We start from the raw sequence: 12,849 nt of genomic DNA, 5'->3' as shown, positions 1-12,849 counted from the left end.
CGACACAAGGCCGCTGCTACAAGGGTTTGAGCTCCACCTGATCGCTGTCCCCTGTAGGAGCGGCCTTGTGTCGCGATGGGCTGCAAAGCAGCCCCCGGTTCACCGATCTTCGGTAAACTCGATCACGAACCGCGTCCAGCCATCCACACACTCTGCCCGAATGCGCCCGCCATGAGCCTGCACGATCGACCGGGTAATCGCCAGCCCCAACCCCGCATGCTCGCTAGTGCCTTCGCGCCGCGCCGGGTCCACCCGATAGAAACGGTCGAACAGGCGCGGTAATGCGGCCGGGTCGATGGTCCCTCCGGTATTTGCCACGCACAGCGTCGGCCCAGGCGCCAGCGTCACCTGTATCTGCCCTCCCGCAGGGGTAAAGCGCAAGGCATTGTCCAGCAGGTTGGACAGCGCTCGGCGCAGCATGTGCCGGTCGCCCTGCAGGCAGGCCTCACCCTCGCGCGACAGCTGTACGTTGCTGTCCTCGGCCAATGGGGTGTAGTACTCCAGCAGCGCATCCACTTCCTCATGCAGCGCCAGCGGCGCTCGCCCCGGTACCAGCAGGCCATGGTCGGCCTTGGCCAGGAACAGCATGTCGTTGATCATCTGCGCCATCCGCTGCAGTTCTTCCAGGTTGCCATGCAGGGCCTCGCGGTACTCCTCGAGGCTGCGCGGGCGGGTGAGGGTGACCTGGGTATGGGTCAGCAGGTTGGACAGCGGTGTGCGCAGCTCGTGGGCGATGTCGGCAGAGAATGCCGACAGGCGCTGGAAGGCATCGTCCAGACGCTGCAGCATGGCGTTCATGGCGCTGGCCAGCTCGGCCAGTTCTTCAGGCATCTGCGCCACCGGCAGGCGGGTGGTCAGCGAACGCACCGACACGCTGGCGGCTACCTGGCCCATCTGCCGCAACGGGCGCAGCCCGCGGCGTGCGGCCCAGGCACCGAGCAGCGCGGTGGCCAGCGCCGACAGGCCGACCGTCAACCAGATCAGGCGCTGCATGCCCTGCAGGAAGTGCTGGTGGTGGGTGATATCGAGGTACAGGGCCAGTTGCGGCGACTGCGCGGCGTCTTGTACCAGGTACACGGCCAGGCTGCGGTAGTCCGTGCCTTGCTCATGCAAGGTCGCCAGCCCACCGGGCAGCGGTGCCTGGGGCAGGCCCGTGCGGCTTTCGAACCAGGTGGCACCGTCGCTGCCACTGATGCGCAGGGCCAGGTCGGCCTGGTGGCCGAGTTCATCGCGCAGCGCTGGCAGGCGCGCCTGCAGTTCGGCCGCGCTACCGAGGCCGGCCAGCTGGGAACGGAACAGCGACAGGCGCGAGTCGAGCAGTTGCTGGTCCAGTTCGACGAAGTGCTGCGCACTGGCCCGGCTGAATATCAGGCCTGCGCCGAGCGAGACGGCGGCAGTGCAGGCGGCGAACAGCAGGGCCAGGCGGCTGCCAAGGGAAACCCGGCGCATCATTCCTCGCGCTCTTCGAGGACGTAGCCCATGCCGCGCACGGTGTGGATCAGCTTGTTGGGGTGCGGGTCGTCGATCTTCAGCCGCAGGCGGCGGATCGCGACCTCGATCACATTGGTGTCGCTGTCGAAATTCATGTCCCACACCTGCGAGGCGATCAGCGATTTGGGCAGCACCTCGCCCTGGCGGCGCAGCAGCAGTTCGAGCAGGGCGAACTCCTTGGCGGTCAGGTCGATGCGCTGGCCGGCACGCTCGGCGCGCCGGCGGATCAGGTCCAGGCGCAGGTCGGCCAGGCCGAGGGTGGTGTCCTGGCTGGGGCTGGTGCCTCGGCGCAACAGGCTGCGCACCCGTGCCAGCAGTTCGGAGAAGGCGAACGGCTTGACCAGGTAGTCGTCGGCGCCCAGCTCCAGCCCGTGGACCCGGTCCTCGACCGCGTCGCGGGCGGTGAGGAACAGCACCGGTGTATCCAGGCCGGCCTGGCGCACGGCCTGGAGAATCTGCCAGCCGTCCCGCCCGGGCAGCATCACGTCGAGGATCAGCAGGTCGTGGTCGCCGGTCAGCGCCAGGAACTGGCCGGTCTCGCCGTCGTGGGCCAGCTCGGTGGCGAAGCCGGCTTCGTTCAGGCCCTGGCACAGGTACTGGCCGGTGCGGGCCTGGTCTTCGACGATCAGCAGTTTCATTGGGGCATGGCTCCAGGTAGCGCAGGGCTTTGGCCGAGATGATACGTGACGATGCAGCCGCTCGGCCAAACTGACAAAGTTGTAATTCCCCGGTAACCGCCTGGTGACTTGCGCTCCAAGGCAGGGCGCAAAACCGGTAGACTAGGCACAATTTCGAACCTTCAGGTCAGTTTCCATGCATCCCGCTGCCGAACATTCCCCGCTGGGCAAGTCCAGCGAATACATCGCCACCTATTCCCCGCAGCTGCTGTTCCCGATCCCGCGTACCGCGAAATGGGCCGAACTGGGGGTCACTGCCCAGACCTTGCCCTGGCAGGGTGTGGATTACTGGAACTGCTTCGAGCTGAGCTGGTTGCTGCCCTCGGGCAAGCCGGTGGTGGCGATCGGCGAGTTCGCCATCCCGGCCGATTCGCCGAACATCATCGAGTCGAAGTCGTTCAAGCTGTACCTCAATTCGCTGAACCAGACCGTGTTCGCCTCGCCTGGCGAGCTGCAGGCTTGCCTGGAAAAAGACTTGTCCACCGCGGCCGGCAAGCCGGTTGGCGTGCAGCTGCGCAGCCTGGCCGAAGTCGAGGCGCAGGGCGTGGTGGCCTTGCCGGGGCAGTGCATCGATGCGCTCGACGTTGCCATCAGCAACTACCAGCATCCGCAGCCCGAACTGCTGCGCTGCAACCCGGATCAGGTGGTGGAAGAAACCCTGCACAGCCACCTGCTGAAATCCAATTGCCCGGTCACCGGCCAGCCGGACTGGGGCAGCGTGGTGGTCGAGTACAAGGGCCCGGCGCTGGACCCTGCCAGCCTGCTGACCTACCTGGTCAGCTTCCGCCAGCACGCCGACTTTCATGAACAGTGCGTGGAACGGATCTACCTCGACCTGAAGAACCTGCTGCAGCCGGAGTTTCTGACGGTGTATGCGCGCTATGTGCGCCGCGGTGGGCTGGACATCAACCCGTACCGCAGCACCCGCGCGATCAGCCCGCAGAACCAGCGCCTGGTTCGCCAGTAAGGTATCGGGGCCGCTTTGCGGCCCATCGCCGGCACGCCAGCTCCTGCAGGGATTGCAGATGGCCCGAGGCCGATGCGGTCGAGGTCGGAGCTGGCGTGCCGGTGAAAGGGGGGGAAAAGCACCCCCCGCTTTTTCAGATGCCCATGCTGTGCAGCGAGTTGGCAATGCTGCGCAGGGTGGCGGTGAGGTCGGGGTGGTCGGCCTCGAAGCGTTCGATCGCCAGGTTCACGCCGTCTACCAGGTTATGGTCTGGGGTGGCTTCTTCAAGTTTCAGTTGCGCCTCGATCTGGCGCGCTTCTTCATGCAGCGCGGCCAGTTCTTCGTCAGAAAGCGGCACGTTGCGGTCCAGTTGCTCGCGCAAGCTGTTCAGGCGCTCTTGCAATTCGCGGGCAGGCATTGGTAGTTCTCCATCAATGGCTTGGCAAGCCATGGACCTCAGCGAAGCGGCAAAGGTTCTGGCTTGTGTTCAGCGTAATCCACCTGCCGCAGCTTTGCATGATCCGTGTCAACGCTGCTGTATCAGGGTTTTTCACCCTTGCGCCGGCGCTGGGCGATGTCCAGCAGGCAGGTGTCCAGCGCTTCCAGGTGGTCGATCACCGAATGCACACCCAGGCGGAACAGTTCCAGTGTCGCCTTGCCCCGGGCCAGGTCCTGTTGCTGCGCGGTCATGGCCTGCCAGTGCCGCGAGCTGGGGTTGCAGTACGGGCTGCAAGCTGCCAGCCCCACCGTCCACAGCCCCGCGTTGAGGCCAGATTGCAGCAGGCGTGGCTCGCCGCTGACCAGCACGCAGCCATCCAGGCGTGCGCTGCCTAGCGTCATCAGCGCCTGCCAGCAGGCGTTCGGCGCCGGCCAGCGTGTGCCCTGCACGGTATGCCCTGGCAGCCAGTCGGGCAGTACCTGGGCCAGGCGCTGGTTCTGGTTGGCGTCGAGCTCATCCAGCCAGATGCACGGTACCTGGCGCTGGCGCAGGCTGGCCAGGCTGGACAGCGCGCCAGGGGCGGGCGAGGGCGCGCCATCGGCGGTTTGCACCAGGCAGCCACGCAAGCCGAACAGCACAGCGGTGAAGGCGGGTGCAGCGTCCATGGCAACGTCCCCCAAATAGTCCGCAGGCTATTCGGCGATTGTTACCGCCCTGTGACAGCGGGTATGGCGCAACAGTTGTTCACAAATTATTGAGCAACGTTGTGTAAAGCTGCTTATCAGCCCGCAAGTCTCTATACTGCCGCGGTACAGCAGCGCCCCGTTGCGCTTGCGGCCGAGAAATCCGATGGAGAAACACCTATGCGTAGGATCGGTGCCAGTGTGATCGAACGTGTCACCCAGGCCTGTGTCTGCGCCAGCATGCTGCTGGCGCCTGTGGCAGCTACCCAGGCTGCCACCGAGGAAGATCCCTGGGAAGCGGTCAACCGCCCGATCTTCCGCTTCAACGATACGCTTGACACCTATGCCCTCAAGCCTCTGGCCAAGGGCTACCAGGCGGTTACCCCGCAGTTCCTCGAAGATGGCATCCACAACATCTTCCGCAACCTCGGTGATGTGACCAACCTGGCCAACGACCTGTTGCAGTTCAAGCCACATGCGGCGGGCGTGGACACGGCGCGCCTGATCGTCAACACCACCTTCGGCCTGGGCGGCTTCTTCGACGTCGGCACCCGGATGGGTTTGCAGCGCAACGACGAAGACTTCGGCCAGACCCTCGGCTACTGGGGCGTGCCGAGTGGCCCGTACGTGGTCATCCCGCTGCTGGGGCCGAGCACCGTGCGTGACGGCGTGGCCAAGTACCCGGACACCTACACCGAACCCTACCGCTACATCGACCATGTGCCGACGCGCAACTCGATCTTTGCCCTGGACGTGATCGACACCCGCGCCGACCTGCTCTCGGCCGAGAAGCTGATCCAGGGTGACAAGTACATCTTCATTCGCAATGCCTACCTGCAGAACCGCGAGTTCAAGGTCAAGGATGGCGAGGTCGAAGACGACTTCTGATCTGCTGCCTGGCTGATCCTGCGCGATTGCCCTTCCTGCGCGATTCCCCGTGTAGGAGCGGCCTTGTGTCGCGATGGGCTGCGCAGCAGCCCCGGCGATTCATGCAGCAAAGCTGAAACCCGGGGCTGCTGCGCAGCCCATCGCGACACAAGGCCGCTCCTACAAGGGGCGCCAGGCAGGGCGATCAATGCATGGCCAGAATCCGCAGGCCGAACTTCTGTTGGCCACCCGGCTGGTCGGCAATCCACACCACTTCGGTGCTGGCATGCAGCCCCTTCAACGCCGGATGCTCGGATTCGATCCGCACCTCGATCCGGTCCCCCACCTGGAAGTGCTGCGCGGCCTGTACCTGCATGCCGCTGCTGGACAGGTCCAGGCACACGGCGGCAATTACCTGGCCTTCATGCAGCAGGCTGACCTCGGCATCGATGCGCATGCGGATGAAGTCGCGTTTCTCGGCATGGCTGGAGGGCGTGTGGGACATGCGGCATGCTTCCTGTCGGTTACGCTGGACGACTTTCTTATAACTCCCGGTGATTTGCGCTGTAAAGTGCGGCGAGGTCGACCCTTGCATGCTTGAAACGCCTGCCGGATGGGAGTACCGTCTGCGCCTTACAAGGTCGCTCTCACAGTTGCCGGACAGTTGCCTGGCAGGTGTTCTTGTCCTACAACTCAAGTAGAGTGTGACCATAGAGAATTCCCGTAGCTGGCCGTCTGCCTTGCCGACCCCGCTGCACCAACCCCAATCGGCGCCGTTCGCCCACATGCAGAAAACCAGTGCAACGCTGCTGATCATCGATGACGACGACGTGGTCCGTGCAAGCCTCGCCGCCTATCTTGAAGACAGTGGTTTCAGCGTCCTCCAGGCCGGCAATGGCCAGCAGGGGCTTCAGGTCTTCGAAGAACACCAGCCCGACCTCGTGATCTGCGATCTGCGCATGCCGCAGATGGGCGGCCTCGAGCTGATTCGCCAGGTCAGCGAGCGCGCGCCGCAGTTACCGGTGATCGTGGTGTCCGGTGCCGGCGTCATGAGCGATGCGGTGGAAGCGTTGCGCCTAGGCGCGGCCGACTACCTGATCAAGCCGCTGGAAGACCTGGCCGTGCTCGAGCATTCGGTGCGCCGGGCGCTCGACCGTTCGCGCCTGGTGCTGGAAAACCAGCGCTACCGCGACAAGCTCGAAGCCGCCAACCGCGAGCTGGAGGCCAGCCTGCACTTGTTGCAGGAGGACCAGACAGCCGGTCGCCAGGTGCAGATGAACATGCTGCCGGAAAGCCCCTGGGTGGCCGGCGAGTTCGCCTTCGAGCACCAGATCATCCCGTCGCTGTACCTGTCGGGTGACTTTGCCGATTATTTCCGGGTGGACGAACGGCGCATCGCCTTCTACCTGGCCGATGTGTCCGGGCATGGCGCCTCGTCGGCGTTCGTCACCGTGCTGCTGAAGTTCATGACCACGCGCTTGTTGTTCGAATTCAAGCGCAGCGGCAAGATGCGCGAATTCAAACCTTCGCAGGTACTCAGCCACATCAACCGCGGGCTGATCAACTGCAAGCTGGGCAAGCACGTGACCATGGTCGGCGGGGTGATCGACGAGGACACCGGCCTGCTGACCTACGCCGTAGGCGGCCATCTGCCGTTGCCGGTGCTGCATACCCCTGAGCATACCCGTTACCTGGAAGGCCGCGGCCTGCCAGTGGGGTTGTTCGACGAGGCCAACTACCAGGACCTGGTGGTGGAACTGCCGCCGCGGTTCAGCCTCACGCTGATGTCCGATGGCATTCTGGACCTTTTGCCGGGTGACACGCTCAAAGATAAAGAAACCGCCCTGCCGGAAATCGTCAGGGCAGCAGGTGGCAGCCTGGATGGGCTGCGTCAACGTTTTGGATTGGCTACGCTTGGGGAGATGCCGGATGATATCGCCCTATTGGTGTTGAGCAGGAACCTTCAATGAGTACCGGTAGAATTCAGTTCGCCGAGCAGAGCGGTACCTTTGTACTGAAATTCGTCGGTGAAGTGCGTCTGACCCTGTGTTCGGCGCTGGATGCGACGATCGAGAAGATCTTCACCGCGTTGAACTTCTCGGCGATTGTCATCGACCTGACCGAAACCGAGAGCATCGACAGCACCACCCTGGGCCTGCTGGCCAAGCTGTCGATCCTGTCGCGGCAGAAGGTAGGGCTGCTGCCGACCGTGGTCACTACCAATCCGGACATTTCCCGGTTGTTGCAGTCGATGGGCTTCGATCAGGTGTTCAACATCGTCGATCGTCCGATTCCATGCCCGGAGTGCCTGACCGACCTGCCATCGCAGGACCAGAATGAGGACGTGGTGCGCTCCAAGGTACTGGAGGCGCACAAGATCCTCATGGGCCTGAACGATTCCAACCGCGAAGCCTTCCATGACCTGGTCAGTGCGCTGGAGCGGACCTGATCGTCAGCCTGCGCCGGCGACTTAGCGGGCGTGCCCGCGAAAGGGCGGCACAGGCAACACGGTTACTATGCCTGGCTATGTTCTGCCAATAAACTCGGTCGCCTCACCCCCATCCGCATCCAGCTGGTAGACCCGTGCCGGCCGCCCCTGTTCATCGAAGAAAACCTGCCCTAGGCCCGCGCCATTCCACAACCGCTCGCCGGCCTTGCTATGGCTGGGCGTACGCGGCACCACCTCCATCTCGCGGCGCTTGGTGAACCAGTTGAGCGGCGAGCGCGGCGCATACAGCCAGCGGTTGAGCCGGTCGAGCACGTCGAGTAAACGCCGCGGGAATTCGTTCTTGATCCCGCTGCTGGTGACTTGCCACAAATGCGGGCTGCGCTGGCGGTGGCGGATTAGCACTTCATAGACGAACGAGTAATGCACGTCTCCCGACAACACCACGTAGTGCCCCGGGGTGCGGGAGTGGCGGAAGATGTTGAGGATGACCTGCGCTGCACCGCGATGGGCCATCCAGTTCTCGGCATCCACCAGCAGCGGGTAGCCCAACCAGCTGAATACCTTCTGCACCGTCTCGATCAGCTTCACGCCAAAGATCGGCGCAGGCGACACGATGATTGCCGACGGGTGGTCCAGCAGCGCGAGCTGCAGTTCGCTCAGCGCCTCCCAGTCCAGCAGGCCGGACGGCTTGGCCAGGCTGCTCTCGCTGCGCCAGCGGCGGGTGCGGGTGTCCAGTACCAGCAAGGGCGGGTTGCTGGGCAGGCTGAACTGCCAGCCCTGGAAGCGCAGCAGTTCCCCGATCAGCTCGTCCTGGGGCTGGCTGCCAAGCGCCTGGCATTGGCCTATCAGTGCCTGGCAAGCGTCCGGGTCGTTACCCCAGGCCTGGCACAGCAGGTAGCCGAGCAGGGCGTTGCCGATGATCCGCCGCGAGAAGGGGTGGCCATAGGCGGTTGCCTCCCATTGCGCCGACAGGTTCCAGTCGTCGGTGATGTCGTGGTCGTCGAAGATCATCAGGCAGGGCAGGTGGGCCATGACCCGTGCAACCTGGCCAAGCTTGTCGGCAAACGCCTGGATCAGCGGCAGCTCCTGCTGGTAGCGGGCCTGGCGCGGTGCGCTGAGCCCGCTGGGCATGTCCAGGTTCACCAGCTGCCAGGGCACGGGGGACCACACCAGCAGGTACATGGCCATGACCTCGGCGAAGGTCACCAGGTGGTTATCGGCGTTACTCGACGAGAAGATCGGCTTGCGCTTGCCGCCGAAAAAGCGCTCGCGCAGGGTTTCGTTGCGCGGCTGGGCCGGCAGCAGGTCGGCGCGGTGGTAGTAGCAGGCCGGGTGCCGGTACAGCGCCTGGCTGTCGGCGACTACCGCGCCATCGAGGGTTTCGTCGAACAGGCCCAGGCGCGCGATCAGAACATGGATGGCGCGCAGCATCGGGCCAGCTACATCGTCGGCGTACACCTGGTCGCCGGTCATCAGCAGCACGGCAGGGCGGTCGGCTGGTGTTGTGCAGGCCTGCAGCAGGCGGTCGGCACATAGCAGGCCATCGGCAGCCGGATGATGCGGCTTGCGACAGGAGCCGTGCAACAGCTGGTCGAGGCGGTCGCGCAGTACCAGGTTTGGCCGGCGTGTGCCCGGATAAAGCAGGTGCGGTGCCCAGTCGGCAATGCCCTGGCCGTCGATCAGCAGGTCATATTCGAGCAGTTGATTGCAGGGCAGGGGGCGAGCGAAGTGGATGTCCAGCAAGTGGATGAACGCGTGCTGGCCCACTGCAACCACCTGGCAATCAACCTGTGCTTCGCCTGCCGGGCAGATGAATTCGGCTTGCAGCGGTTGGCTGGCAACCAGCCAGATGGCCAGGCGCTGGGGTTCCAGGCGGCGCAGGATCGGGCCGGCGAGGACGAGGGGCAATGGGGTAGAGGAGGTCATCGACAGCTCGGGTGGCTATGTGGGCTGCTTCGCCGGCAAGCTCGCTCGCCCAAGTGCGGCGCCGACCTCGGGCCTGTCGCAATCCTTGTGGGAGCGGGCTTGCCGGCGAAGTAGCCCTGGAATTCAATGTACTACTGACGCCAGAAACACAGACGGGCGGAAAATGCTGAACACTTCCCGCCCGTCAGGCAAACGCGAAATGTATCAGGCCTTTTCGGCCATCAACTTCTCCAGCTTCTCCTGGTCACGGGCGAACTGGCGAATGCCCTCGGCCAGTTTCTCGGTACCCATGGCATCCTCGTTCATCGCCCAGCGGAACTGGCTTTCGTTCAGCTGCTGCTTGGCCTCGCCGGCCTTGCCCGGTTGCAGTACCCGTGGCAGATCGCCCTGGTCTTCGCTCAGTTGCTGCAGCAGCTCGGGGCTGATGGTCAGGCGGTCGCAGCCGGCCAGTTGCTCGATCTGGCCGATATTGCGGAAGCTGGCACCCATGACCACGGTGTCGTAGCCATTGGCCTTGTAGTAGTTGTAGATGCGCGTGACCGATTGCACGCCTGGGTCCTCGGCGCCGACGTATTCCTGGCCGGTGCTTTTCTTGTACCAGTCGTAGATACGCCCCACGAAGGGTGAAATCAGGAACACCCCGGCATCGGCGCAGGCCTGGGCCTGGGCGAATGAGAACAGCAGGGTGAGGTTGGTCTGGATGCCTTCCTTCTCCAGCTTCTCGGCGGCGCGGATGCCTTCCCAGGTGGAAGCCAGCTTGATCAGCACGCGGTCGCGGCCCACACCGGCGGCCTCGTACAGTTCGATCAGCTTGCGGGCTTTTGCCAGCAGGGCTGGTTCATCGAATGACAGGCGGGCATCCACCTCGGTGGAAATTCGCCCGGGGATGACCTTGAGGATGCCCGAACCCACGGCCACCGCGAAGCGGTCGCAGGCCAGGTCGACATCGCCCTTGGCGTCGGCTTTCACCTGCTTGAGCAGGTCGGCATAACCAGGGATGGCAGCGGCTTTGAGCAACAGCGACGGGTTGGTGGTGGCATCGACCGGTTTCAGCCGGGTGATGGCGTCCAGGTCCCCGGTGTCGGCGACCACGGTGGTGAACTGCTTGAGTTGTTCCAGCTTGGAGGTCATGGGCGTGCTCTGTCCTGTGCAATGACTCGACATTACCCGAGCCCCGACGGCCGCTCAAGGGCCTGGGCACGGGCTTGCCCGGAAGGGCTGTGCGAAAGGTGAAGATTCGAGTCGCAAGCTGCCCTGAGGTTCCGCAGCGGGTTGCCTGACGGCAGATCTACTGGCTGGCGTAACTGTCTTGCTCGGATCCACAGGTTGCACACTTTTTGTGGTAGTGGGCAGCCCGCGAATATGGGCTAGGCCGATGGCAACCATCGCGGCGCCTGCATTGCGGATAAATCCGCTCCTACAGGTATAAACCGCGCCGGCTTCAGCTTGACGCCGTACCTGTAGGAGCGGCTTCAGCCGCGAACACCGGCGTAGCCGGTGCCATCCACACGCCGCCTGCCTCACGGGCAAATTGCTCAGCGCCCTTGCAGCAACTCCACCGCCTGGTCGAATACCGCCAGCGGCTCCGCCGCCTTGTGGATGTCCGCCGACAGCAACTGACGGAACCTTCGGGCGCCTTTGAACCCTTGGGCCAACCCCAGGATGTGCCGGGTAACGTGATGCATGGCCCCACCCGCCTGCATGTGCGCGACGATATAAGGGCGCAACTGCGCCAGCGCCTCACTACGGCTGACCACCGGCGCTTCGCTGCCAAACAGCTGCTGGTCCACCTCGGCCAGCAAGTAGGGGTTATGGTACGCCTCGCGGCCGAGCATCACGCCGTCGAAAGTCTGCAGGTGCGTCTGGCATTCGGCCAGGGTCCTGATGCCGCCATTGAGCACGATCTCCAGGTCAGGGAAGTCCGCCTTCAACTGCGCCGCCACGTGATAGCGCAGCGGCGGGATCTCACGGTTTTCCTTCGGCGACAACCCTTCCAGGATCGCGATCCGCGCATGCACGGTAAAACTGCGGCAACCGGCCTCGCGCACCTGGCCGACGAAGTCGCACAACTCGGCGTAGCTGTCACGGCCATTGATACCGATGCGGTGCTTGACCGTCACCGGAGTCGACACGGCATCGCGCATGGCCTTCACGCAATCGGCCACCAGCGCCGGGTGGGCCATCAGGCAGGCGCCGATCATGTTGTTCTGCACCCGGTCGCTGGGGCAGCCGACGTTGAGGTTGACCTCGTCGTAGCCGGCTTCTTCGGCCAGGCGGGCACACGCGGCCAGGTCGGCTGGCACGCTGCCGCCCAGTTGCAGGGCCAACGGGTGCTCGGAGGCATCGTGGCGGAGGAATCGGTGGGCGTCGTTGTGCAACAGGGCGCCGGTGGTAACCATTTCGGTGTAGAGCAGGGTCTGCCTGGAAAGCAGGCGCAGGAAGAACCGGCAGTGGCGGTCGGTCCAGTCCATCATGGGTGCAACGCTGAAGCGACGGGAGGGCTCAGGGCGCATGGTTTCTGGCTTAGAGCCTGATTTTGCGGTCATTTCGTTCAACGTGTTCTGTACCGATTTTCGGGGGTTTTGGGGCATTTATTCAAAGCGCTTGGTACATGTACCAAGCGAATCAGGACGTGTGCCAATTCTCATGGCAACGTTTAGACCCCGCAAGAAGGCCGACGGCACCATCAGCTACACAGCTCAGATCCGCATCAACCGCGATAAGGTGACAGTCTACCAATAGAGCCAGATGTTCGCCCGCAAACACGTGAGCGAGATCGGCGGCCAACGTTGGAGAAACTCGATGAGGTGCTGGAGCACTTCTTCGAGATGCTGCAGCGGCGACCGAGCGTAATCCAGATGCCTAAAGTGATCGCGTTCGCGATCTCTGCGCTACCCGTTGTCGATTGGCGTAGCGCGGGTATGGATCCAGCATGCCAGTCGACGCTCCGTTCCAATCCCTTATACGGTTACATTCGAGATGCGATTTACTTTGTTGACTATAAAGTCAACTGCGCAAGAAGTTGCGCAGTTGAATGTGGATAAGTATGTGGATAGTTCCTCGCAGGCCTTAGCAGATGCCATGTACAGCCAACTGCGCAACTTTTTGCCAGCACTGCGCAAAAAGTTGCGCAACTTTTGGATAGCAGGTCGCTAAAAATCTATCCAAATGAGTGTGTAGCATTTTTAATCTATTGATTTAAAAGGATAAAAAATATCTGGCACGGGGCTTGTATAAGGAGATGTCCCCCGACTGGCAATTTCCTGCCACCGGGCGACTTTCTCAAGCATGGAGAGCATCACTCATGGCAACTCCCGCCTACATGGCCGTCACCGGCGAAAAACAAGGCCTGATCACCGCTGGCGCGTTCA

General features: G+C 63.3%; 12 protein-coding genes and 2 pseudogenes. 6 read left to right on the top strand and 8 right to left on the bottom strand.

Going from position 1 to position 12,849, the window contains the following annotated elements; translation table 11 throughout:
* Window positions 1-99: 99 nt before the first annotated feature.
* A complete protein-coding gene (locus JKP78_RS15080) occupies window positions 100-1,452 on the bottom strand; it encodes a heavy metal sensor histidine kinase (RefSeq protein ID WP_200626902.1) in 1,353 nt (450 codons plus the stop codon).
* Complete coding sequence (gene cinR, locus JKP78_RS15075) at window positions 1,449-2,129, bottom strand: two-component system response regulator CinR (RefSeq protein ID WP_200626901.1); 681 nt, start codon at window positions 2,127-2,129, stop codon at window positions 1,449-1,451. Before cinR ends, JKP78_RS15080 begins: the two co-directional genes overlap by 4 nt.
* 175 nt (window positions 2,130-2,304) lie before the next feature.
* On the opposite strand from cinR, the gene queF reads away from it, so the two are divergent.
* Window positions 2,305-3,135, top strand: a complete 831-nt coding sequence (gene queF, locus JKP78_RS15070) for an NADPH-dependent 7-cyano-7-deazaguanine reductase QueF (RefSeq protein ID WP_186690516.1) — start codon at window positions 2,305-2,307, stop codon at window positions 3,133-3,135.
* Between the two features lie 133 nt (window positions 3,136-3,268).
* Here the strand turns inward: queF and JKP78_RS15065 are convergent, their stop codons facing one another.
* Entirely contained in the window at window positions 3,269-3,532 is a 264-nt protein-coding gene (locus JKP78_RS15065; RefSeq protein WP_015269548.1) for a DUF4404 family protein, read from the bottom strand.
* Between the two features lie 122 nt (window positions 3,533-3,654).
* Window positions 3,655-4,218 (bottom strand): phosphonoacetaldehyde phosphonohydrolase-related protein, encoded by a 564-nt coding sequence (locus tag JKP78_RS15060; protein ID WP_186690518.1) that lies wholly within the window; start codon window positions 4,216-4,218, stop codon window positions 3,655-3,657.
* Between the two features lie 198 nt (window positions 4,219-4,416).
* Between JKP78_RS15060 and JKP78_RS15055 the strand changes: the two genes are divergently transcribed.
* Window positions 4,417-5,124, top strand: a complete 708-nt coding sequence (locus JKP78_RS15055; RefSeq protein ID WP_170029113.1) for an MlaA family lipoprotein — start codon at window positions 4,417-4,419, stop codon at window positions 5,122-5,124.
* A 184-nt stretch (window positions 5,125-5,308) separates the two neighbouring features.
* Here the strand turns inward: JKP78_RS15055 and JKP78_RS15050 are convergent, their stop codons facing one another.
* A complete protein-coding gene (locus tag JKP78_RS15050) occupies window positions 5,309-5,608 on the bottom strand; it encodes a PilZ domain-containing protein (RefSeq protein ID WP_170029114.1) in 300 nt (99 codons plus the stop codon).
* 280 nt (window positions 5,609-5,888) lie between these two features.
* On the opposite strand from JKP78_RS15050, the gene rssB reads away from it, so the two are divergent.
* Both rssB and rssC read left to right on the top strand, forming a co-directional pair.
* Window positions 5,889-7,073, top strand: coding sequence for a two-component system response regulator RssB (rssB, locus tag JKP78_RS15045; RefSeq protein ID WP_170029115.1), 1,185 nt, complete (start codon window positions 5,889-5,891; stop codon window positions 7,071-7,073).
* Complete coding sequence (gene rssC / locus JKP78_RS15040; RefSeq protein ID WP_051098867.1) at window positions 7,070-7,552, top strand: anti-sigma factor antagonist RssC; 483 nt, start codon at window positions 7,070-7,072, stop codon at window positions 7,550-7,552. Before rssB ends, rssC begins: the two co-directional genes overlap by 4 nt.
* Before the next feature lie 75 nt (window positions 7,553-7,627).
* On the opposite strand, the gene JKP78_RS15035 is transcribed toward rssC, so the two are convergent.
* The 3 genes from JKP78_RS15035 to dusA all read right to left on the bottom strand — a co-directional run bounded on the left by JKP78_RS15035 (window position 7,628) and on the right by dusA (window position 11,991).
* Window positions 7,628-9,478, bottom strand: coding sequence for an alkaline phosphatase D family protein (locus JKP78_RS15035; RefSeq protein WP_200626900.1), 1,851 nt, complete (start codon window positions 9,476-9,478; stop codon window positions 7,628-7,630).
* A gap of 204 nt (window positions 9,479-9,682) precedes the next feature.
* A complete protein-coding gene (tal, locus tag JKP78_RS15030) occupies window positions 9,683-10,609 on the bottom strand; it encodes a transaldolase (RefSeq protein ID WP_186690741.1) in 927 nt (308 codons plus the stop codon).
* Between the two features lie 404 nt (window positions 10,610-11,013).
* Complete coding sequence (gene dusA, locus JKP78_RS15025; RefSeq protein WP_186690743.1) at window positions 11,014-11,991, bottom strand: tRNA dihydrouridine(20/20a) synthase DusA; 978 nt, start codon at window positions 11,989-11,991, stop codon at window positions 11,014-11,016.
* A gap of 246 nt (window positions 11,992-12,237) precedes the next feature.
* On the opposite strand from dusA, the pseudogene JKP78_RS25120 reads away from it, so the two are divergent.
* Window positions 12,238-12,363, top strand: a pseudogene (locus tag JKP78_RS25120) (site-specific integrase); the annotation flags it as partial.
* Window positions 12,364-12,782: 419 nt separating this feature from the next.
* Window positions 12,783-12,849, top strand: a pseudogene (locus JKP78_RS15020) (Hcp family type VI secretion system effector); the annotation flags it as partial.

The sequence above is a fragment of the Pseudomonas sp. LAM2023 genome (assembly GCF_016620375.1).
Lineage (GTDB): Bacteria > Pseudomonadota > Gammaproteobacteria > Pseudomonadales > Pseudomonadaceae > Aquipseudomonas > Aquipseudomonas anuradhapurensis.
The sequence above is the reverse complement of the archived record's forward strand: the minus strand, read 5'-3'. Positions and strand labels throughout refer to the sequence as shown.